The 22978-nt window shown below is 48.5% G+C and carries 16 protein-coding genes; 8 read left to right on the top strand and 8 right to left on the bottom strand.

Features of this window, described 5'->3' with window-relative positions; all coding sequences use genetic code 11:
* Nucleotides 1-78 precede the first annotated feature (78 nt).
* The 3 genes from mreD (at nucleotide 79) to rodA (ending at nucleotide 4012) form a co-directional block, all read left to right on the top strand.
* Nucleotides 79-582: a rod shape-determining protein MreD gene (mreD, locus tag CSD97_RS11050; RefSeq protein ID WP_005828540.1), complete on the top strand. Its 504-nt coding sequence runs from the start codon at nucleotides 79-81 to the stop codon at nucleotides 580-582.
* Between the two features lie 19 nt (nucleotides 583-601).
* On the top strand, nucleotides 602-2470 hold the full coding sequence (gene mrdA, locus CSD97_RS11045; RefSeq protein WP_034523063.1) for a penicillin-binding protein 2: 1869 nt from the start codon (nucleotides 602-604) through the stop codon (nucleotides 2468-2470).
* An 84-nt stretch (nucleotides 2471-2554) separates the two neighbouring features.
* A complete protein-coding gene (gene rodA, locus CSD97_RS11040; RefSeq protein WP_098032391.1) occupies nucleotides 2555-4012 on the top strand; it encodes a rod shape-determining protein RodA in 1458 nt (485 codons plus the stop codon).
* A 317-nt stretch (nucleotides 4013-4329) separates the two neighbouring features.
* On the opposite strand, the gene CSD97_RS11035 is transcribed toward rodA, so the two are convergent.
* The 5 genes from CSD97_RS11035 to CSD97_RS11015 all read right to left on the bottom strand — a co-directional run bounded on the left by CSD97_RS11035 (nucleotide 4330) and on the right by CSD97_RS11015 (nucleotide 10380).
* Entirely contained in the window at nucleotides 4330-4815 is a 486-nt protein-coding gene (locus CSD97_RS11035) for a gliding motility lipoprotein GldH (RefSeq protein WP_034523064.1), read from the bottom strand.
* Nucleotides 4793-6169 (bottom strand): regulatory iron-sulfur-containing complex subunit RicT, encoded by a 1377-nt coding sequence (ricT, locus tag CSD97_RS11030; RefSeq protein ID WP_005834950.1) that lies wholly within the window; start codon nucleotides 6167-6169, stop codon nucleotides 4793-4795. The genes CSD97_RS11035 and ricT overlap by 23 nt, the downstream gene beginning before the upstream one ends.
* 58 nt (nucleotides 6170-6227) lie before the next feature.
* The gene (holB, locus tag CSD97_RS11025) at nucleotides 6228-7355 is read right to left on the bottom strand and encodes a DNA polymerase III subunit delta' (protein WP_005834952.1); all 1128 of its coding nucleotides are present in this window, start codon (nucleotides 7353-7355) and stop codon (nucleotides 6228-6230) included.
* A 72-nt stretch (nucleotides 7356-7427) separates the two neighbouring features.
* Nucleotides 7428-8381: a methylenetetrahydrofolate reductase [NAD(P)H] gene (gene metF / locus CSD97_RS11020; protein ID WP_005834956.1), complete on the bottom strand. Its 954-nt coding sequence runs from the start codon at nucleotides 8379-8381 to the stop codon at nucleotides 7428-7430.
* A gap of 91 nt (nucleotides 8382-8472) precedes the next feature.
* Nucleotides 8473-10380, bottom strand: coding sequence for a fimbrillin family protein (locus CSD97_RS11015; protein WP_098032390.1), 1908 nt, complete (start codon nucleotides 10378-10380; stop codon nucleotides 8473-8475).
* Between the two features lie 340 nt (nucleotides 10381-10720).
* Here CSD97_RS11015 and metA point away from each other — a divergent pair, with 340 nt between their 5' ends.
* The 5 genes from metA to CSD97_RS10990 all read left to right on the top strand — a co-directional run bounded on the left by metA (nucleotide 10721) and on the right by CSD97_RS10990 (nucleotide 15383).
* Nucleotides 10721-11638, top strand: coding sequence for a homoserine O-succinyltransferase (metA, locus tag CSD97_RS11010; protein WP_005828529.1), 918 nt, complete (start codon nucleotides 10721-10723; stop codon nucleotides 11636-11638).
* A gap of 18 nt (nucleotides 11639-11656) precedes the next feature.
* Nucleotides 11657-13522, top strand: a complete 1866-nt coding sequence (locus tag CSD97_RS11005; protein WP_098032389.1) for a U32 family peptidase — start codon at nucleotides 11657-11659, stop codon at nucleotides 13520-13522.
* 41 nt (nucleotides 13523-13563) lie between these two features.
* Nucleotides 13564-14619: a hypothetical protein gene (locus tag CSD97_RS11000; protein ID WP_005828525.1), complete on the top strand. Its 1056-nt coding sequence runs from the start codon at nucleotides 13564-13566 to the stop codon at nucleotides 14617-14619.
* A gap of 76 nt (nucleotides 14620-14695) precedes the next feature.
* Nucleotides 14696-14983, top strand: coding sequence for a hypothetical protein (locus CSD97_RS10995; RefSeq protein ID WP_005828523.1), 288 nt, complete (start codon nucleotides 14696-14698; stop codon nucleotides 14981-14983).
* A 37-nt stretch (nucleotides 14984-15020) separates the two neighbouring features.
* Nucleotides 15021-15383: a type II toxin-antitoxin system VapC family toxin gene (locus tag CSD97_RS10990; protein WP_005834963.1), complete on the top strand. Its 363-nt coding sequence runs from the start codon at nucleotides 15021-15023 to the stop codon at nucleotides 15381-15383.
* A 112-nt stretch (nucleotides 15384-15495) separates the two neighbouring features.
* Here the strand turns inward: CSD97_RS10990 and CSD97_RS10985 are convergent, their stop codons facing one another.
* The 3 genes from CSD97_RS10985 to CSD97_RS10975 form a co-directional block, all read right to left on the bottom strand.
* Nucleotides 15496-17952 (bottom strand): TonB-dependent receptor, encoded by a 2457-nt coding sequence (locus tag CSD97_RS10985; protein WP_098032388.1) that lies wholly within the window; start codon nucleotides 17950-17952, stop codon nucleotides 15496-15498.
* A gap of 264 nt (nucleotides 17953-18216) precedes the next feature.
* Nucleotides 18217-18828 (bottom strand): LuxR C-terminal-related transcriptional regulator, encoded by a 612-nt coding sequence (locus CSD97_RS10980; RefSeq protein WP_005828517.1) that lies wholly within the window; start codon nucleotides 18826-18828, stop codon nucleotides 18217-18219.
* A gap of 89 nt (nucleotides 18829-18917) precedes the next feature.
* Complete coding sequence (locus tag CSD97_RS10975; RefSeq protein ID WP_098032387.1) at nucleotides 18918-22910, bottom strand: two-component regulator propeller domain-containing protein; 3993 nt, start codon at nucleotides 22908-22910, stop codon at nucleotides 18918-18920.
* Between the last annotated feature and the right edge of the window lie 68 nt (nucleotides 22911-22978).

Below are 22978 nucleotides of genomic sequence, written 5' to 3'. Positions count from 1 at the left end.
ATTAGGGATTAATCATCTTTATATCTTATAACTTATACACTCAATAACTTGTAACTCGTAACTTATAACTCATTAGCGTTGTTAATTAATTATCTGCATAAAATAGGATGGTTCATAGGCTTGGTACTGTTGCAGGTGCTGATATTGAACAATGTGCATATTGCAGGATATGCCACTCCATTTCTGTATATCTACTTGATACTGAAGTTTGAGTCGGACACTCCCCGCAATGCGTTGATGTTGTGGGCATTCTTTTTAGGGCTGGCTGTCGACGTCTTTTCCGACACACCGGGGATGAACGCTGCCGCTACGGTGTTGCTGGCTTTCTTGCGCCCCACTTTCCTGCGGCTGTTCGTGCCTCGTGACACGCTGGATACACTGGTTCCGGCCATCCGTACAATGGGGATTCTTCCTTTCCTGAAATATCTGGTTGTGAGTGTGCTGATACATCACGGCTTGTTGCTTACCCTCGAATTCTTCTCTTTTGCCCATATTGGTACGCTGTTGTTGAGAATTGCGGCAAGTACCCTGCTTACTGTGACCTGCATTATGGCTGTTGAGGGAATAAGAAAGAAAGGATAAAGGGATTAAGGATTAGGAATTGATGAAAGACTATACACTGGAAAAGCGGAAATATGTAATTGGAGCGGCGGCTATTGTCATCGTTCTTATTTACGTGTTCCGGCTGTTCGACCTGCAAATCATGACTGATGACTACAAGAAGAACGCGGACAGTAACGCTTTTCTGAACAAGATACAATATCCATCACGGGGGGCTATCTACGACCGTAACGGTAAGTTGCTCGTGTTTAACCAGCCTGCCTATGATATTACGTTTGTGCCTCGGGAGGTGACGCAGCTGGATACACTCGACCTTTGCAGTGCCTTGAACATTACCCGTGAGCAGTTTGACAAACGGATGAAGGACGTCAAGAACCGCTGGATGAACCCCGGTTATTCCAAATACACCCATCAGGTGTTCATGACGCAGCTTTCTGCCGAAGAGTGCGGTGTGTTTCAGGAGAAGCTGTTCAAATTTCCAGGTTTCTATATTCAGCGGCGTACTATCCGCCAATATACCTATAACTCTGCCGGCCATTTGCTGGGAGACATCGGCGAAGTGTCCAAGAAAGACATTGAGAACGATGACTATTATATTCGCGGAGACTATATAGGCAAGCAAGGCATCGAGAAATCCTATGAAAAGTATCTGCGTGGAGAGAAGGGGGTGGAGATTCTGCTTCGTGACGCTCACGGGCGCATCCAGGGACACTACATGGACGGACAGTTGGACCGTTCCTCCGTACCCGGCAAGAACCTGACACTAGGCATCGACATTGACCTCCAGATGTTGGGCGAACGGCTGCTTCAACACAAAATCGGTGCCATTGTGGCCATCGAACCGGCTACGGGTGAGATTCTGTGCATGGTTTCCTCGCCTACCTTTGACCCTCATCTGATGATAGGGCGCCAGCGGGGAAAGAACCACCGCCTGCTGCAGATGGACAAGCGGAAGCCTTTGTTGAACCGTGCCATCATGGGAGCTTATCCGCCGGGCTCCACCTTCAAGACGGCGCAGGCACTGACTTTCCTTCAGGAAGAGATTATCCACGAAGATTATCCGACTTTCCCTTGTGCGCATGGTTTCAATCATAAAGGCCTTCATGTGGGATGTCACGGACATGGTTCGCCTCTGTCGCTGATTCCTGCCATCGCTACCTCTTGTAATTCCTATTTCTGTTGGGGATTGTATCGCATGTTCGGTGATAAAAAATACGGTTCGCCGCAGAATGCCATTACCGTATGGAAAGACCACATGGTATCGCAGGGCTTCGGCTATCGGCTCGGTACCGACCTCCCCGGCGAACAGCGTGGACTGATACCGAATGCAAAGTTCTACGACAAGCCCTATCGGGGTTCGTGGAACGGTCTGACGGTGATTAGTATCTCCATCGGGCAGGGAGAGATTCTCGCCACCCCGTTGCAGATAGCCAATCTGGGTGCCACCATTGCCAACCGGGGGCATTTCATTACTCCGCACATCGTGAAGGAGATAGAAGACAATGAACTGGACAGCATCTATCGCAATCCCCGTTATCCCACCATCGACCGCGAATATTATGAAATGGTGGTGAAAGGCATGCGTGCCGCTGTAGACGGAAGTACGGGTAGCGCCACTTGCCGCATGGCGGGAGCCATCCTGCCGGGTGTGGAGGTCTGCGGAAAGACGGGCACGGCACAGAACCGCGGCAAGGACCATTCTGTCTTTATGGGCTTTGCCCCGATGGACAACCCTAAGATAGCCATTGCCGTCTATGTGGAGAACGGTGGTTTCGGTGCCACGTATGGCGTACCTATCGGTGCCATGATGATGGACCAGTATCTGCATGGAAAGCTGTCGCCCGAGAATGAGATACGGGCGGAAGAATTCAGTAACCGGGTGATACTTTACGGAGATGAGGAGAGATGATGATTAGGGATTAAGGATTAGGGGTTAGGGATGAACGGTGAGTGACTTCAATAGTAAATAGTAAATCGTAAAATCGTAAATAAATTGGTGACAAGGAGAGATAGCATATGGAAATCATTGGACTGGGTGACGATTGTCGTTTACCTGCTGCTGATTGTATTCGGCTGGTTCAGTGTCTGTGGGGCGAGTTATGATTATGGTGACCGTGACTTTCTGGACTTCTCTACGCGTGCCGGCAAGCAGTTTGTCTGGATTATATGTTCCTTCGGGCTGGGGTTTGTGCTGCTGATGCTGGATGATTCCCTCTATGACATGTTCTCCTACCTTATATATATAGGGCTGATGCTGTTGCTGATTGTCACGATATTCATTGCGCCCGACACGAAAGGGTCGCGGTCGTGGCTCATTCTGGGGCCGGTCAGTTTGCAGCCGGCGGAGTTTGCCAAGTTTGCCACGGCGCTGGCGCTTGCCAAGTATATGAGCGCCTACTCGTTTACGATGAAGAATTGGAAAAGCTCCCTTATGTTGGCTTTCCTGATTCTCTTCCCCATGTTGCTGATTATCCTACAGCGGGAGACGGGTTCGGCATTGGTGTACTCTGCATTTTTCCTGATGCTTTATCGGGAGGGAATGCCGGGCGTGGTACTGTTCTCGGGTATATGTGCAGTGGCCTACTTTGTGGTGGGCATCCGTTTTGATGCGGTGATGATTGCCGATACACCGACGCCTATCGGAGAATTTGCCGTACTGCTGATGGTACTGCTCTTTGCCGGAGGTATGGTGTGGGTTTATAAAAAGCGCTGGGAACCCACACGGAATATTATCGGCAGTTCGCTGGGAGTGCTGCTCGTGGCTTATCTGATTTCGGAATACGTGGTACCCTTCAACTTGGTGTGGGTGCAGTGGGGGCTTTGTGCACTTGTTGTCGGGTATCTTGTCTTTCTTTCTTTAAGCGAGCGCCATTTATCTTATTTTCTGATTGGGCTGTTTGCTTTGGGTTCGATAGGTTTCCTCTACTCCAGCGACTACTTCTTCAATAAAGTGCTGGAGCCCCATCAACAGATACGTATCAAGGTGGTGCTCGGTATGGAAGAGGACCTTGCTGGTGCCGGCTATAACGTGAACCAGTCGAAGATAGCCATCGGCTCCGGGGGGCTGACCGGCAAAGGTTTCTTGAATGGTACGCAGACAAAGCTGAAGTATGTGCCGGAGCAAGATACGGACTTCATTTTTTGCACCGTGGGTGAGGAGGAAGGATTCGTAGGGTCTACGGCTGTACTGTTACTGTTCCTTATTCTTATTTTACGGCTGATTGTCGTGGCCGAGCGGCAGCAATCTCCCTTTGGCCGGGTGTATGGTTATTCTGTGCTTAGTATATTCTTGTTCCATCTATTCATCAATATAGGCATGGTGCTGGGGCTGACCCCCGTCATCGGTATCCCGTTGCCTTTCTTCAGTTACGGAGGTTCTTCTCTCTGGGGATTCACAATCTTGCTGTTTATCTTTCTGCGGATTGATGCGGGACGTAATCGTCGAATTTAGTTATGACCGTTTCCTTGTGGGACATACGAATGGACTTGATTATCATTACATTGCATTTACACATTGTTTACATCGTAATGTAACGGCCGTTACACCGCATTGTAACGTCCTTTACGCTGTATCGTAACGACTTTTACGCTATATTGTAACGCCCTTTACATGCTGGTGTAACGGTCGTTACATCCTGGCGTAAAAGACGTAACGCTACGAGGTAAGAGGGCAAGTTATGATACCCCGCCCGTTTCCGCTTCAAGGAGACGTGAGTGGGAGACTGAGGTGGTTGTTAGAAGAAGGTAATAAAGAACAATAGGGAGTTCCTATCTCTTCAGTTTGATGCCGATGTCATTGATTCCTTGCAGCCTTTCGTCCGGTAGCGTATAGGCCACTTTAAAGAGGTAGGTGCCGGGTTTGCCGATTCGAACGCTTCCTGCGGGAACGGCAGTCTGATAGAGACCTCCCCAGCCGTCACCTTTCCAGATTCCTTCTTTGTCCGCGAGGATTAGCTGTATGGTGTCCGTGGGTGACGGAATGGAATCTGCGGTGGTGTAGCAGATGGATAGAGGTAGATTCTGATAGGGGTAGTTGCTTCGGTTACGAACTTCCAAAGACAGTTTGTAGTAGGTCAGTGAGTCGGTGACCTTCACGTCGAAAGAGAGCGTGTCTTCGCGCAGCCAGCCTTCGGTGGGGAGGGATTGGAAGGAATGGTATACGGTCTGTTTGTCGCAAGCGCTCAGCAGGCTTGCGACAAACAGTAGTATGATACCTTTCAGGCAGAGATTCCTATTCTTGAGCCGGTTTGTCATTTTGGGCAGGTCTTTCACCTTGAGGTTTGGGCTTATTGTTACGGGGCGGACGACGGTTGTTATTGTTCCGTTGTTGACGTTCGCCTTGTTGCTGTTCACCTTGTTTGGGTGCTTGCCGGTCTTGTTTCTGTCTCGGTTGCCGGTCTTGCCTGGATTGTTCTCTCTGGTTGTTGGATTGCGGAGCACCCTGCTGCTCACCTCCTTGCGGACGACCGTTTCCACTCTTTTTCTTTCTCTTGTTACGGCTGTTGTTGCTGTTCTCGCCACCGTTGCCGTCACCGCCACTCTTGCCTTTCCGGCTGCGGTCAAAGCGGGTGAGGCTCTCTTGTTCCAGCAAGTCCACCGGCTTTTTGGGCTCGGAGCGATGGGTTTCTTCTATCAGGCTGTCGGGCTTGATGCCACGTTTGTTCAAACCGATAATCTCGAAGGCGCGTCTGCCGCTGATGGTCACCAGGTTGGCAGGGATGTTCTTGTCACTTGAGTAGGTTATCTGGTTGCTCAGAATGTCGGCTTTGAAGAAGAAGAACTCGCCGTCTTTGGTTTCCAGGGTAATCTCGCGTGAGGGCAGGCGTTTCTGTGCTTCCACGTAGCAGTCCACTTCGTAGTTGAGGCAGCACTTCAGCTTGGCGCATTGTCCGGCAAGTTTCTGCGGATTCAGTGATATGTCCTGGAAGCGTGCAGCGCTGGTAGATACCGACACGAAGGAGGTCATCCAGGTGGCGCAGCAGAGTTCGCGTCCGCAGGGACCGATGCCACCAATGCGTCCGGCTTCCTGGCGGGCGCCAATCTGTTTCATCTCGATGCGCACGCGGAAGGCGTCGGCAAGGACCTTGATGAGCTGGCGGAAGTCCACACGTTCGTCGGCTATGTAGTAGAAGATGGCCTTGTTGCCGTCTCCTTGATATTCCACGTCTCCAATCTTCATGTTGAGGTTGAGGTCCAGGGCTATCTGACGCGAGCGTATCATGGTGGAGTGTTCACGGGCTTTTGCCTCGTTGTACTTCTCCATATCCACAGGCTTCGCCTTGCGGTAGATGCGTTTGATGTCTGCCTCGGACTTGATATTGGCTTTCTTCATTTGTAGCGGCACGAGACGTCCGGTCAGGGTCACCACGCCGATGTCATGTCCGGGGGTGGCTTCTACGGCTACGATGTCGCCTTTCTCCAGAGGTATCTTGTTGCTGTTGCGGAAATATCCCTTGCGGGTATTCTTGAACTGAACCTCTACCAGCTCGCTCTCATCGGCATTGCCCGGAATGTCTGCCAGCCAGTCGTAGGTGTTCAGTTGCTTGTCCTGCCTGCCGCAACTCTTGCAGCAGAGACCTCCGCTTCCGTTATGTAGTTTAAATTCCATCATCTATTTATTTACTATTTACGATTTGATACTTTGCATTTCATTATTTTGCCACTTTTCATTGTTTCAATAAAACAATCATTTTGAGAGAGAAGTCGAAAAACACCATGCGGGCGTTTACGTTCTGCTCGATGTGGCGTTGCGCTTCACTTAGTTCGTCCATGATACCCATGACGTTCCGTTCGTTGACAAAGGGGGCGAAACGGGTGGCGAAGTTCTGTTCGGGCAGCGTCATGTAGTTCATCTCCTTGCGGTGCAGGTTGTAGATGAAGTTCTCGCGGGTCATGCGCTGGCAGTAGTCCAGGAAGTTCTTCTGCCGTTCGCGTCCCATGGCAGCAAGCTGCTCGCTCCATTGTTTCATTTCCCGTATCTTGCGCTGGTAGGAGAGTCGCATCAGGCTGACAAAGAGGTTGAAGAACAGTTCGTTCTCTTCGTTCAGATGGATGGTCTCCAATGCTTTGATGAAGTCTCCGTTTGCCAGATGGGCTATCGTCTCGCTGTCGCGGGGCTGCACTCCGTACTTCTGCTGCAGGGCTTCGGCTATGTCGGCTTCTTCAATCTTGGGAATGTTGAAGCGCTGCGTGCGGCTGAGGATGGTGGGCAGTATCATTTCCGGAGCTTCGGAGATGAGGAGGAATATCGTTTTCTCGGGTGGCTCTTCCAGCAGTTTCAGCAGCTTGTTGGCGCATACTTCATGCAGCTTTTCGGGTAGCCATACGATGGTGACTTTGTAACCTCCTTCACTGGATTTCAGACTCAGCTTGCGGGTTATCTCGTCGCTTTCCTTGGCATAGATGATGGCTTGTCCGTTTTCGGCATCCATCTCGTTCAGCCAATGGTTCAGTCCGAAGTAGGGGCTGTTCTGCAGCAGGTGCCGCCAGTTGGCGATATAGTCGTCGCAGACTTCCTTTTTCCCTTTGGCACTCTTGACGATAGGGTATACGAAGTGTACGTCCGGGTGCACCAGCTTGTTCCATTTTACGCAGGAGGGACAAGTACCGCAGGCATCGGTTTCCGTCCGGTTGGGACAGCAGATGTAGCGGGCATAGGCAAGTGCCAATGGGAGTTTTCCTACTCCGGCAGGGCCACAGAAAAGTTGTGCGTGGGGAATACGTCCTTCCTGCACTTCTTGTATCAGCCTTTGTTTGGCTACCTCTTGGCCTATTATGTCCTTGAAACTGAACACGGGTTAATTAGTTATAAGTTATTACTTGTGACACTGCCAGTTGTCAATTGTCAACTGTTGATTGTCCATTGTTTAGTAGATTTGTTTGGCTACTTCCCTGATGCTGTCTGTGGCTCCTACCGAGTAGAAGTGGAGGCTTGGGACGCCATGGGCTATCAGCTCTTTGCACTGCTGCACGCACCATTCGATACCCACTTGCTGAGCTTCCGCATCGGTGTTGCACTTCAGAACCTCTTGGGTCAGTTCCTCGGGCAAATCTACCTTGAACGTCTTGGGTATCATGCTGAGTTGTGACAACTTCTTGAAGGGCTTGATGCCCGGGATAATCGGGATGGTGACACCGGCTTGACGGGCACGTTCCACGAAGTCGAAATATTTCCGGTTGTCGTAGAAGAGCTGGGTCACGGCATACTCTGCACCCATTTCCATTTTTTTCTTCAGCCAGTAGATGTCTGTATCCATGTTGGGGGCTTCTTCATGCTTTTCCGGATAGCACGCCACACCGTATGAAAACGGGGTATTGGTAACTTTCATCTCGGAGCCGTCCACAAAAATACCTTTATTGAAGTTGTTGATTTGCTCTTGTAGTTCGACGGCGTGGTGGTAACCGTTGCCCACGGGGATAAAAGAGGATTCGTGCTTTGCCTTGTCGCCACGAAGCACCAGCAGGTCGGTGATGCCGAGGAATTGCAGGTCGAGCAGCACGTACTCCGTCTCCTCGCGGGTGAAGCCGCTGCAAAGGATGTGCGGCACCATGGTGATGTTGTACTTGTTCTGGATGGCAGCAGCTACGGCTACGGTGCCGGGGCGGCGGCGCAGGCGGTTTCGCTGGAACAATCCGTTGCCGAGGTCTTTGTACACGTACTCGCTGCGGTGCGTGGTGATGTTGATGTATTTGGGGTCGAATTCCCGTAACGTATCTATGGTTTGATACAGCTTTTCGATGCCCGTACCTTTCAGTGGTGGCAATATTTCAAAGGAAAAAGCTGTTTTTTCGTTACTGTTTATCAGGTCGATTACTCTCATTTCTCTTTCGTTATCTTTGTCCGATTGGCAAAAATCTTGCACATTGGGAACAAAAATACAAAAAAGAAATGAGAAATGCCGAAATTGCCGGCTATTCTTTTATACAGCGGATGGAAAGAGCTTTATAGTAGGGCTTACCGGTGACATGGGCAGTGCTTGATACAAACTCGTCGCTTTCGCCGAGAAAATAAATGGTGCTTTCCGAAAGGGTATGCTTTGTATGATCCCAACTCCAAAAGGCGGTCATTTTATTGGGGCTGTTGTGTCCTTTGTTGTACCACATTCCTACCGGGAAAGCATTGAACCGGGTATGGTTGTTGACGGGGGCAACTTCACCGGATACCATTGCCTGCCATTCTCCTGCTTTTAGTATGGAGGCATCGTTGCCGGTGTAGTTTTTCAGCTGTTCCCAGTCTGCATCCGATGGAATTTTCCAGCCCTCGGGAGCCAGCTCTCCTGCCAGTATGGATTCTCCATTGTAAAAATAAATGTCATATTTGTCCGGCTTGTAATATCCGGCTTTGTCTGTTCCCAAGTCACTCTGTTTTTTCAAGGGAGCTCCGTCACGGTAGGTGGTGGCATGGAGCTCTTTACCCATCCAGTATTGGGCTCCAATCTTGACAATGGGGTATTCGGTAGACACTCCTTTTCTGATGTCTCGAAGGGTGTAGCATGCCACATTCACTTTGATGGCGTTTTCCGGTTTTTCCAGAAGTAGCTTATGGTTATTGTCTATATAGAGCTTGTCTATGCCGGTATATTCCCCTTTAGTGTAGGTAAATCCATAGTCGTCTGTATTCCAGCTTATTCTTCCTCCGCAGATGGTGTCTTTACGGTCTGCAAGCTGTAGGATGACTCCATTGCTTAGGTCGGTCTTTTCATTTTCACCTATGGGATAGGCTATAACGGCTCTGGAAGTCAATGACGCTGATTTGAGATATTCCTTGCAGACTTCTGCAATGGGTATCCCTTCGTGATAAATTCTGTACACATTTGAAAGAGAAAAGGAGAGAGCGGAGATATGTATGGCAGTGTAATCTTCCATATTGTCGGTGTCGATGGGAGGGAGGCTGCTCCATTCCTTGATTTTTCCGGCAAAACTGCTCAGTACGTTGCTGTTGCTCTGCATGGCTGATATGTTAATGATACATTGCGTGCTGCTACTCATTTCCACTTCGGGTATTGCACAACTGTATATACGTCCGCTCCACTCCATAATGAAGGATTGCTTGCCATCATTTATCGTTTGGGGTATGATGATGAATTCCTTGCCGGTAAGTTTGTTGTCTTTGACGCTCCATTCGCCGGAGGCTATGATGTCTTGTGTCCCCGTAAGATTACTGAAAGTCCCGTCTTCCAGATTATAATCGGCCGAGGTCTTGAGCCCGGTTGCGATGATACGCGGATTGGCTTTCAGCAAATCATTGGCAGAGTTGCTTGCGTCGGGTGTCAGAGAGATTGCCAGTTTGGACAGCTTGTGTTGGAACTCCAGGGTTACAGATTTGGTTTTACTGGTGATTCCTTGCGCTTTAGCTACCAAGAAGTCACTTTGTGCGCGGTTTTTCTCATTACTCTGGTCTATCTGCACAGATACGGGAAGAACGGGTGTACCGGCAGCTACCCCTTCGGTTTGGTAAGGGTGGTAACTGATAAAGTCCAGTGACACATCTCCTTCCGGATAGAATACTGTCTTTTTGGGAACCAGTGTGGAGCCTTCCGTATATTCCAGGGCCAGATTGTCAATATACCGTTTTCCCTTGATGGAGCCGGAGGAAGTGGTTGCAAACAAGCCCATTCTGTCTCCTTTTTCAAAGGCGGTGCTTGTGACCTTGGTACTGGCCTTTTCCATTTTGATAGAGAACGTGATAGGTGTCGTCCCTTCCTCGATTTCCGCTTCTGATTCTTCGTCAATCCGGTTCACACAAGCTGTATTCCCTAAGGACATGCAGCAGAATAAAGAGGCAGCCAAGACTCCTCTTGCAAGAATAAGTTTCTTCATTATATTATTATTGTGGGGCAACGGTTTTTCCGCTTTCCCAATTATACTCAATGAACCTTGTCTTAAAAATATGGATTTAGCAGAGCTATAACCGGTATGGAAAAGTCTTTTACGCTTTTGGATGCTAATTATCAGTATCACGCTTGATGCCGCAGTGCTTTTTAATCTTATTTTTTAATAACTTTTAATAGGTTTCGGGTACAAATGTAATTAAACGTGTTAAATGAAGAGGGATAAATCAATAAAACTTTTATAATTTATTTATCACACTCTGATTTTTTGCCTAACTTTACACGCTAAAATCGTAGACAATAATAAGTTAAACCATAGATATAAACTCATGCCTTTAAATTTACCCGATAAACTACCCGCTATCGAGTTGCTGAAAGAGGAGAATATATTTGTCATTGACAATTCCCGGGCAACCCAGCAGGATATCCGTCCGCTGCGTATCGTGATTCTGAACTTGATGCCGCTAAAGATTACAACGGAAACGGACCTGGTGCGTCTGCTTTCCAATACTCCGCTTCAGGTGGAAATCTCGTTCATGAAGATAAAAAGCCATACTTCCAAGAACACTCCGATAGAACACATGAAAACATTTTATACGGATTTCGACAAGATGCGCGGTGAAAAGTACGATGGCATGATTATCACCGGTGCTCCGGTAGAGCAGATGGATTTTGAGGAGGTGACTTATTGGGATGAGATTACTGAAATCTTCGACTGGGCGCGTACGCATGTCACCTCTACGCTCTACATCTGCTGGGCGGCGCAGGCAGGGCTCTATCATCATTATGGAGTGCCGAAGTATGCACTGGATAAGAAGATGTTCGGTATCTTTGAACATCGTACCTTGCAACCGTTGCATCCCATTTTCCGTGGATTTGATGATATGTTCTATGTGCCGCATAGCCGCCACACGGAAGTGCGCCGGGAAGATATACAGAAGGTTCCGGAATTGACGCTGCTTTCCGAGTCGGAGGATGCTGGTGTATATATGGCGGTGGCCCGTGGAGGGCGTGAGTTCTTCGTGACCGGCCATTCGGAATACTCCCCGCTGACATTGGATACAGAGTATCGCCGTGACTTGAATAAGGGCCTGCCCATTGAGATACCCCGTAACTACTATGTGGACGATGACCCGGACAAAGGAGTGCTGGTGCGTTGGCGTGCCCATGCCAATCTGTTGTTCTCCAATTGGCTGAATTATTTTGTATATCAGGAGACGCCGTATAATATTAATGAAATAGGGTGAGTTACTCGTAACTAAACGATGATAAAGCAACGTAAAATAGAGCTGCTGGCTCCTGCCAAGAATTTGGAGTGTGGCATAGAAGCAGTGAATCATGGGGCAGATGCGGTATACATCGGTGCACCCAAGTTCGGTGCGCGTGCGGCTGCTGTCAACTCTTTGGAGGATATTGCCGCTTTGGTGGAGCATGCCCATCTGTATAATGCCCGTATCTATGTGACGGTCAATACCATTCTGAAAGAAGAAGAGCTGAAAGAGACGGAGAGGATGATTTGGGAGCTGTACCGCATCGGTGTGGATGCACTGATTGTACAGGATATGGGGATTACGCGGTTGAATTTGCCGCCCATTCCGTTGCATGGCAGTACGCAGATGGATAACCGTACGCCGGAGAAAGTACGTTTCCTTGCCGATGCCGGTTTCCGTCAGGTGGTGTTGGCACGCGAACTTTCTTTGCAGGAGATACGCGGTATCCATGAGGCGTGTCCCGACGTGCCGCTCGAAGTCTTTGTACACGGGGCTCTTTGCGTCAGTTATAGCGGGCAGTGCTATGTCAGCCAGGCTTGTTTCGGACGGAGTGCCAACCGGGGGGAATGTGCGCAATTCTGCCGTTTACCCTTCAGTCTGGTAGATGCCGATGGCAAGACCATTGTGCGTAATAAGCATCTGCTTTCTTTGAAGGACCTCAACCAAAGCGAGGTGTTGGAAGAACTGCTGGATGCCGGAGCCACTTCGCTGAAGATAGAAGGCCGCTTGAAGGATGTGACCTATGTGAAGAATGTGACGGCGGCTTACCGTAGGAAGCTCGATGCCATTTTTGCCCGTCGCAAGGAATATGCCCGTGCTTCTTCGGGCACCTGCCGTTTCGATTTCCAGCCACAGTTGGACAAGAGCTTCAGCCGTGGTTTCACGCATTACTTCCTACAAGGCAGGGGAGGGGAAATCACTTCATTCGATACGCCCAAATCTTTAGGAGAGGAGATGGGCACTTTGAAGGAACAGCGCGGTGGATATATTACGGTGGCAGGCGTGAAGCCTTTCCACAACGGAGACGGCGTCTGTTTTTTGGACGAGCAAGGACGTTTGCAGGGTTTCCGTATCAACCGGGTGGACGGTAACAAACTCTATCCGGCAGGGGAAGTGCCTCGCATCAAACCTCGTACACGGCTTTATCGCAATTTCGACCAGGAGTTTGAACGTATCCTTACCCGTAAATCCTCCGAACGCAAAATCGGTGTTTGTTGGGAGTTGGCAGATACTTCTTTCGGTTTCAGCCTGACGGCTGCGGACGAAGATGATAACCGCGTGACACTCTCTTTCCCTTATCCGAAAGAACCGGCACGCACGCCACAGGCGGATAATCTGCGCAGCCAACTGGCTAAGTTGGGGAATACCCCTTTCGAGGTAGCCGGGCATTTATCAGAAGAGGCGTCGGGTATCAGGCTCAATCTCTCTGAAAACTGGTTTCTTCCTGCTTCCGTGGTGGCAGACTGGCGTCGGCAGGTGATAGATAGGCTGATTGTGGCTCGGCGTGTTACTTATCGTCGTGAGTTGGCTGTCTGGAAACCGACAAGCCATGCTTTCCCTGCTACTTCACTGACCTATCTGGGCAATGTGATGAACAGTGCTGCCCGGAGTTTTTACCGTGAGCATGGACTTTCGTCTATAGCACCTGCCTACGAGGCACAAGCGGTTCCGGATGCTGTACTCATGTTCTGCAAACATTGCCTGCGTTTCAGTATGGGATGGTGTCCCACCTATCAGAAAGGACATTCTCCTTATAGGGAACCTTATTATTTGGTTGGGACGGACGGCAAGCGTTTCCGCTTGTCTTTTGATTGCAAGAATTGCCAGATGAAAGTCATTGCTCATGAAGAGCCGCTTTAATGAAGGACGAAGAATGAGGAATTACTAATAAAGACTTGAAAATGAGGAGTGAGGAACGGGCACATAATGAAAGGCTGGCAAATGACCGGTACCGGGAAGCGGGCAGGGACAAACATCCTTTGCGTTCACTGCGTTCCCTCCTATTCTGCATTCTTTATTTTTCATGCTTCATTGCTTTAGTTTCCTGCCATTATTCCCGTCCTAATCTTGAAGATGAACATCTGTCTAAGGAGACGCGTGATTCGCTGGCCTATCTTTTTGAGCGGCATTATACTTGGAATACCAATCTGGAAGTGCTGGCAGATTCTGTGAATTTGGCTTGTCTGCCCGTGAAGGACTGCTATAATATGCTTTATCGGGGAGACCGCGTGGTGGTTGCCGAGTTCGCCATCCATCCTGCCGACAGTGTGGATAGTGTATGGGTGAAGCTTGCCCATTCGCAGGAAGTGCAGGGTTGGTTGCGGGAGTCCGAAATGATGCATGCCTTTGTTCCTACAGACAGCATTTCGCAGGCCATCTACTTGTTCAGTGATACCCATGCCTCTTATTTTATCATTATTTTTGCCTTGTTTGTGGCAGTCTGGCTGTTCCGGGCTTTTCGGCGCAAGCAGTTGAGGATGGTGTACTTTAATGATATAGACAGTCTCTATCCGTTGTTGCTATGTCTGCTGATGGCGTTCTGTGCCACTATTTACGAATCTATACAAGTGTTTGCGCCGGAGACGTGGCAACACTTCTATTTTAATCCTACCTTGTCGCCGTTCAAGGTACCGCTTGTGCTTTCTGCTTTTCTGATGGGTATCTGGCTGTTTATAGTGGTGTTGCTGGCGGTACTCGACGATTTGTTTCGCCAGTTAAGTCCGGCGGCGGCCGTATTCTATCTGTTGGGGCTGGCCTCCTGCTGCATCTTCTGTTATTTTTTCTTTATCCTGACTACATCTATCTACGTCGGATACTTGTTTTTGACCGCTTTTGTATGGGTATTCCTCAAAAGGCTTCGCATTTCGCTGCTGGCTTCACGCTATCGTTGCGGCAGATGCGGGCAGAAACTGAGGGAGAAGGGAGTCTGCCCACATTGCGGAGCTATCAATGAATAAAAAAGCTTTGTAACTTTTCCATATTCAGTAGGAAAATGTAACTTTGTAGTTGAACTTTTAAAAGGAGGAATTGATTATGAGTAGTTTGGAGTTGGAAGCCGGAAAATTGGAGTTGATTCGTGAGATAGTCAATATCAATAGCAGTACTGCATTGGAGAGCCTCAGAAAATATATGAAGGAGGTTTTGAATAAGAATAGTCATTCCATTCCGACAGCGGCAGATAGCAAATTGCTGACTAAGCGTATGCTTGCAAAGTATGCCGGTAGTTGGAAGGACAATCGTGATTCTGATGAAATCAATGATGATATATATGCATCACGCCTTTCTCGAAAAGAAGAAAACTTTAGCCCCTTTGACGAATGAAACGATATTTGCTTGATCTAATATTTGTGTTCACTTCATGCGTCAGAAATTTGGAGTAGACGAACATATTGAAAAGGTGGGCTGGGAACATTGTTGCATTTCGGAGGTTACGGTAGCAGAGTTGTTGTTCGGTGCAGAGCGAAGTAATAATGTGGAGAGAAACTTGCAGCTTGTTACTGATTTCTGCCAAGATATCAAGGTAATACCTTTGTCCTCGGCTTTATGTTGTTATGCCTGGAGTAAGGCTGCCTTATATAGTCAAGGAACTCCCATTGAGGATTTGGACTTATTTATAGGATGTACAGCGGTGGCTAACCAAATGATAATGGTTACTGAAAACAAGAAACATCTGGAAAGAATACCTAATATTGAAATTGAAAACTGGGTACATAGAGGATAACTTCTCCTCTGTCAGATAGAAACATAGAAACGGTCGTTCGGGTATGCAATGTGTAAGTACCCGAACGACCGTTTCTATTTTCCTTTACTTTCGGAGGGACAAAGCTCTCCAATCAGAACCTGCACCTCAACTCTATTCCCGCCTGCACAGGCCGTCCTTTCTGCATAAATCCGTTCCCCATACTCTCAAAATAGAACGAAGCATACTCTTTGTCCAGTGCATTGCGCACCCAGAAATCAATCTGTCCATGTCCTTTCTGGAAGCTGATACGTCCGTTCAGCGTGCCGTAGAAGGCTTGGCTCACGGTATTCTTCTCGGTCCAGTAGATGCGCCCGGCACCGGTGTAGTTAGCGTTCAGCTGGATGCGGTCCAGCCAGTGTCCCGGACGGATGCGGAAGATGTACTGACCGCCCACGTTCATGGTATGCTTGGGAACAAAGGGTACGTGCTTGCCGTTGTAGCTGATTTCCTGAAGCTCCCCATTCACTTTCTCGTTGGTGATGTAATCCTTAAAGGTGGCATAGGTATAACCATAACTTGCATTCAGCGTGAAGTCCGTAGCAACGGCAGCCGTCAAGGCAACCTCTGCCCCCTGGCTGCGGCTTTTGCCGGCATTTGCCGTTTCGCGTCCCAGTCCGCTTGGGGCGAAGCGTGAAATCTGCTGGTCGCGGGTTTCCAGCCAGAAGATGGCGGCGTCGGCATGCAGACGTCCGTCCAGCAGATTCAAGTGTGTTCCTATTTCGTAGTTCCAGGTCTGTTCGGGCTTGTAGACGGTGGCGGATTTTGCATCCGGATTCTCTCCCGCATCGGGGAAGTATTTGCCCACCAGCTCTTTGTAGGCATCCGGCACGTTGGGCATAATCGCCTCTTTGCTTTGCCGCATCATGTCATTCTTCAAACTGGATTGCAGCAGGTCGGAGAACATCTGCACGTTGTAGCCTCCCGAACGGTAACCTTTGCTGACCGTTGCATACACATTTCCTCTGTTTCGCGCAAAGTCATACTGCAAAGCAAACTTGGGCAACAGCTGAAGATAATCCTTATCAATGTTTCCTTGGTAGCGCGACTCTACGGTCAGCGCCGTCTCCGGCATCATCTCTATTTCGCGGATGACGACGTCGCCCCGCTTCATTTCTCCCTTGATGCCCACCTTGTAGTCCAGGCTGGTGCCGGAGTTGTAATCCATCTTCATACGCTCATAATCCAGGCGTAACCCGGCAGTGAACGACACTCCTTTCAGCCCGAATAAATCTCTGAAGGTGGATTGATGAAAGAGTGCCCCATTCAGCAGCGGAGTGTCGAAACTGCCCCCGATGGGCATGGTCCGGCTGCTGATGCCCAGTGAGGGCAGGATATTCATGCTCATGGACGGTCCCATCTCTACTTGTATTTGCGATGGGATGACACTGCCCAACATCTGGTTCAGCATCCCCATTCCGGCTTCCCTGAAAGTGACGGGAGCTTCCGTATTCAGCCATTGGTAGAAGCCGAAGGCGCCGGTGGTCCATTGCCAGCGGCTGCCGCTTTTACTCTTCAAGATGATTTCCTCGCTCAGTGCGTGGGAGCGTTGTTTCTGTTGCAGGGTATAGATGTCGTTGGCGGTGAAGTCTTGGTCTATGTCCATGCAGTCCTTTAGAAACTGGTAGCCGGTGACCATGCTCAACGTGAAGTGCTGTGTCTGGTATTCCAGGTTCAGACCCGTGTTCAGCAGGTTGCGGTAGTAGTTGCTGCGGGCGTTATTGGAGATTTTTCCGATGTAGGGCTTCAGCGGCTCGCTCTGTGCTTCGGGGGCCAGGCTGCCTTGGTAGAAATACGGGTAGCCACCCTGGTCGCTGTATTCGTAGTTGATGTTTAGGTCCACCTTCCAGTTGTCCGAGGGGAGGTAGATGGCGCGGATGCGTCCGCCTGCCGATTGCCCCTTGTCCGCTTTCTCGTCCCTCACCGTGTTGCGGAAGAATCCTCCTTGATAATCGTAAAAACCTCCGGTGGAAAAGGCGAACCGTTCCGAAAGGCGGTGATAGTGGGTCAGCGAGGTATTATAGGCATTGTACGTACCTGCCCCCATGCGGAAGTCCGTCCCCTGGTAGGAGAAGGGCGATTTGGTGTGCACCTTAATCAATCCGCCCATGGCATTGCGCCCGTAGAGCGTGCCCTGCGGACCGCGTAGCACGTCGATGCACTCTACGTCGGCATAGCTGAAGTCGAAGGCTGACTTGTCTATATAAGGTATATTGTCTACATAAAGTCCTACGGAGGGAGTGTTGATGCGCGAGCCGATGCCGCGGATATAGACTGCCGAAGTCAGTCGCGAGCCGTAGTCGGGGATAAACATATTGGGCACTACGGATGTCAGATTCTTGATGGAGTTCACCTGTGCGTTCTGCATGTCCTGCTGCGAAAGCAGGGTGACGGCGGCGGGCTGCTCGCGCAGTTTCCGGTTTTCTTTGGGGGCGGCAATGACGGTTATTTCCTCTACATCCACCACTTTCAAGGTGTCTGCCTCTTCGGCAAGTACGTTGCCGGTTGCCAGGAGGCAGAAGATACCGGTCAAAATTCTATATCTATTCATAAACTGGTTTTTTAGCGCCTGCAAAGTAAAGGGATTCTTGCGGAAGGGACAATCCTCATTTATTAGGATTTCGTTCCTGGAGTGCTAATCTTAAATCGTTCCATCATGCGGAAAATATCGTTCCTCCGTGGGGTAAAAATCGTTCCACCATGGTGGAACGATTTTTACCCCACGGAGGAACGATTAGATGTTAGCACATTAGCACACTAATTGGGGCGAAGTTTTTCTGAAAAGACTTCGCTTCTGATGTATCCGGTTGTAGGATTATATTCTGTCCGCTTCCACATATCCGTGCATCACGGCATAGATAGTCAGCCCGGACACGGACTTGATACCCAGCTTCTCGGTGATATTCTTGCGGTGTGAGATGACGGTGGTCAGGCTGATGTTCAGTTTGTCGGCAATCTCCTTGTTGATGAGACCTTTGGTAATCAGCACCAGCACTTCTATTTCGCGGGCGGAAAGGTCGTGCCCGGCGGCTGTATTTATTGCCATATCCGAGTGTCTGGCGGGTGCCGGCTTTCCGTGGTTTTGTCTGTATTGGTTTCCGTATTGGCGCAGCTGCAGAATGTTTTTTGCCAGATTTTGTTCGTCCTGATAGATGTTTAGCGTCGGCATGCCCGACAGTTGGGGGACGGTTTCACCATTGACCAGCACAATGGTTTTGGGCTTGCGCTCCAGAAAGAAAGCGGTATGCTCGAAGTAAATCTGTGAAGAGATGAAATAATGTACATACATGTCAGGCGTATCATCCATCAGTTCGCCAAAGGAACGGAAAGAGCGGATGATGGCTGTCGGGATGATTTCCTCCAGCAAGTTCTGCAGTCCCAGACAGGAGAGGGTGTTGGAGTCGACGATTGCTATTTCAGGAGTCATTCTCGTTTTTTTGTTTCTGCAAAAATACGGATTATTTTTTAGGGTTTGTCTGTGCGGGGCTGCAAAATGAAAAATTCTCCTATGCAGAACTATTCTCCCTCTCCTTTTGGGGAGCGGGGAGTGTCTCCTTTCGCATATTGGCTGGGGCTGACATTGAAATATTTCTTAAAGACTTCCCGGAAGTATTTCCCATCGCAGAAACCGGTTCTTTCTGCTACTTCAGTCACGGAATATTTCCCTTCTTTCAATAGCTCGGTAGCATGTTTCAAACGGATATTCCGTACGAAATCTGCCGGTGCCTGGCCGGTCAGCGCTTTCAGTTTACTGTAGAAACTGGTACGGCTCATATTCAGGAGCGAGCACAATACGTCCACTGTGAAATCGGGATTATCCATGTTCTCCTCGATATGTCTCTTTACATTCGACATGAATTTCCAGTCGAGACTGTTGGAGCAAGTGGTAGTTGTGGAGGGCTCTTCTTCTGTATTGATTTCCAAATTCGCATATCTCTTGCGCAGCAATGCGCGGTTGGCAAGCAGATTGGCAATGCTGGCTTTCAGTATGTTTATGCTGAAAGGTTTTACAATATATTCGTCCGCATCGATATGGAGTCCTTCGAGAATGTTCTTTTCATCTCCCAGTGCCGTCAGCAGTACTACCGGGATGTGGGATGTTTCAATATCGTTCTTGATGGCGATGCATAATTCGTCGCCTCGCATTTCCGGCATCATGATGTCGGAAAGAATCAGTCCCGGCCAGAATTGTTTTACAATGGTCAGCGCTTCCTTGCCGTTGTTGCATACTTGTACATTGTAAATCGGAGAGAACGACTGGAAGAGATAGTTGCGCAGCTCGTCATTGTCTTCTACAATCAAGATGCGATGCAGTTTGTCATTGTCTTCAGTCCGGAGTTCTCCGGCAAGTTTCAAAGGAACGGTGGGGACATCCGGTTCATAGAAGGTCTTCTTATCCTTAACGGACAGAGTGAAGTTCTTGAACTGTTCTTTCTCTTTGGGAAGGATGATTCTGACAGTACTGCCTTGGCATTCGGTGCTCTCAATGTATATTTTTCCATTGTGCAGGCTTACCAGCTTCCGCACCAGCATCAGACCGATACCGCTTCCCGTTATTTTGGAGTTGATGGCATTTGTTCCACGGAAGTGCATCTTGAACAGTTTTCTTTGTTCTTTGGCGGGAATTCCTATTCCATTATCTTTGACTTCTAGTCTCCAGGAGCTTTTCATGTCATAAACAGAAATGAGTATATCGCCATTTTGGGGAGTATACTTCAGAGCATTGGATATGACATTTTCCAGGATAGAGTCCATCTTCTCTTTGTCGAACCATACATTCATGTAGCTGAAATTGCTTTCGTATCTGAAAGTGATATGTTTTATGGTGGCATAGGTCTGGAAATTGTTGTATATCTCCTTGATGTAAGTATTCAATTCATATTCTGCTATGTACAGATGAGGGGAATATACTTCTGCCCGTTCAAAGTTTATCAGATTGGTAGTCATGCGCAGGAGGGAGTTGACATTTCTCAGTGCCATGTGCATATTGTTGGTCTCGGCTTCGTTCAGTGTCTTGTTTTCAAGCATTTCTTCCAGAGGTGCCTTTATCAGTGTCAATGGCGTGCGGATATCATGCGCGGTATTGACAAAGAAACGGGTTTTCTCATCGGATATCTTTTTCTGTTTTCTCAGTGCCATGACACGGAAACCGACAACGGACATCAGTACTGTCAGCAGGACATAGCAGGCTATGGCCCAAAAACTGAACCAGACGGGGCGCGCAATGCTGATGTCGATGCTTCGCTCTTCAAAATAAAGATAAGGCTCTTCCTTGGATACCGCCCGTATGTAAAGTTTGTAATCGCCCGAGGCAAGGTTGGTGAAGCGGAGATGCCCTTCTTCACCCAGGCGGTTCCAGTCATCGTAAAAGCCTTCCAGCTTCCAGTAGAAAGTGACATTGTCCGGCGCGTCATAATTGATGGATGAAATACTGAGGGAAAAAGTGTTCTGGTTATATTTCAGCTTTAACCGGTCTGTCTGGTTGATGTTTTCCTTCAAGGGGGAATTCGGACTGCCGGGAAAGACTGTCTGATAGAGTATCTGAAAATCGCTGAGTATCATAGGAGAGTAGATGTACTTGGGCAAACGGGTTCCTTCGGGAAACTCGATGGCTCCGTCTGTGCTGCCAAAGACAAAACCCTTGTTCTTGCGTAGCGTTCCGGAAGAGGCACTGAAGCAGGAGGACATCAGCCCTTGCTCTTTAGTCCAGTTGTGGAATGTCTTCTCCGTAGGGTGGAAACAGCTGATTCCGTTTTCGGTACTCATCAGGATATGCCCGTCCGACTCGGGGAGTATGGTGTAGATGTTGTTTGAAATCAAGGCACAATTGTCCTTGTGATAATGCTTGAACGTACTGTCCTTTGCGTTGTAGACAACCACTCCGGAGCCGTTTGTTCCTATATATAGAGAGAGGTCTTCCGCTTGGTAAAGTGTGTTGATGTAGGTCGTCTCTTCCTGCAAGGCGACATATTGGAATCTACCCGACTCTTTGTCCAGCAGATACAGTCCGGCACTTGTCCCAATCCACATGTGTCCGTCATCCTTTTCTGTAATGGCGGTGACGGAATTTATTCCGGGATACAGACGGACGGAATTCAGGGACAAATCGAAGCACTTCAGATTATAGAACCCTCCGGACCAGATATATCCTTTGGAGTCTTTTACGATGTCGCGGATATACTTGTCAGGACGAATGTTGTCCGGATTGAGCAGGTAAGGGGAGAAATATTCTACCGAGAGTGTCCTTTTATTTATTTTGTATACTCCCGAAGTATATCCTCCTGCCCAAATAATGCCGGGTGATACCTCGCATAGCGTAATGAAGATGTGATTCTTGTTTTTCAGTTGATGGTCGAAGGAGCTCAGGAATGAATGCCACTGCCCGGTTTTCGATTGATAAAGGCTGATTCCGTTACTTGTTCCGAACCATAGGTCTCCGTCACTGTCTTCAATGACAGAGTGTACCTGGTCGTTGACCAGCGATTGTCTGTTTCCGATAGAATGCTTTATCCAGTTGTAGCTTTTGTACCGGTTGTCTATAATGGTAATTCCTTCCGGGTAGTTGGCTATCCATATCCGCTTTTCTTCATCAATATAAATGTCATTGATGTTATTGCTGTTCATCTCATTGTGGCTTTTGTAGCTGGAGACGATGTACGGTTCCGAGATACACGAGTTCATGTTGATTTTGTGTATACCCATACCTTCTGTCGCTATCAATAGCTCTGTCTGGTTCAGAGGCTTGATTCGGGCAATGTTTACATCGCTCAAATCCGTATTGGAGTGTATAATCCGTTGTTGCCGTATGTCGTAGGCAAAGACTCCTTTTTCAAAAGTACCGATGAAAAGTCTTTGTGATTCTTGGTGGAAATAGAGTGAACTGATTTGGGCCTGGATTTTGTCAAGAGGTTCAAGAGGGACAATCTGCAATGTCTCATTTTCGAGTTTGACATATCGCAATCCCTTGTCGGTACCCATGAAGAAGTGGTTATTGTCCACTTGTTCGATACTTGTAATGCTGCTTTTCAGTTCATTGGACATTTGATGGACCTCTCCGGTTTGTGTGTCGTAGAGAGCGATGCTGTATCTGCTGCAGAGCCAAATCCTGTGATTGCAGTCCATATAGCCGTAGCTGATATTGACCGGTGTCTTGGGCAGTTTATATACTCTGTTGAACACATCGTGTTCTTGGTTGTATTGAAAAATGCGACCGGCTTTACCTATGACCCATAATTTCCCTTTCTCTTCAAAATATAGCCAACCGAGATGGATGGGGAAACTTGACTCTTTGTTTTCTTCTATTAATTTATAATGCTTGATGTCTTTTCCATTGTACCGGTCTATGCCTTCGTTGGTGAGGAACCACATGTAACCTACCGAATCCTTTTGAATGTCGAAGATTCTGCGGTTGCTCAATCCGTTTTCCACCCCTATGTATTTATATGTTTGCGCCGTAGCTATGAGAGGCAAAAGGAATAGAAAGCATACAATGTTTATGATGAACCTCATAATAAATACAATATAACAATATATATGTGATAATAGTTTACAAATTAAACGAGAAAAAGTGAAAAATC

The organism is Bacteroides sp. AR29, from assembly GCF_900217715.1.
GTDB lineage: Bacteria > Bacteroidota > Bacteroidia > Bacteroidales > Bacteroidaceae > Bacteroides > Bacteroides uniformis.
Note: the sequence above shows the minus strand (reverse complement) of the source record. Positions and strands in the feature narration are given on the sequence as shown.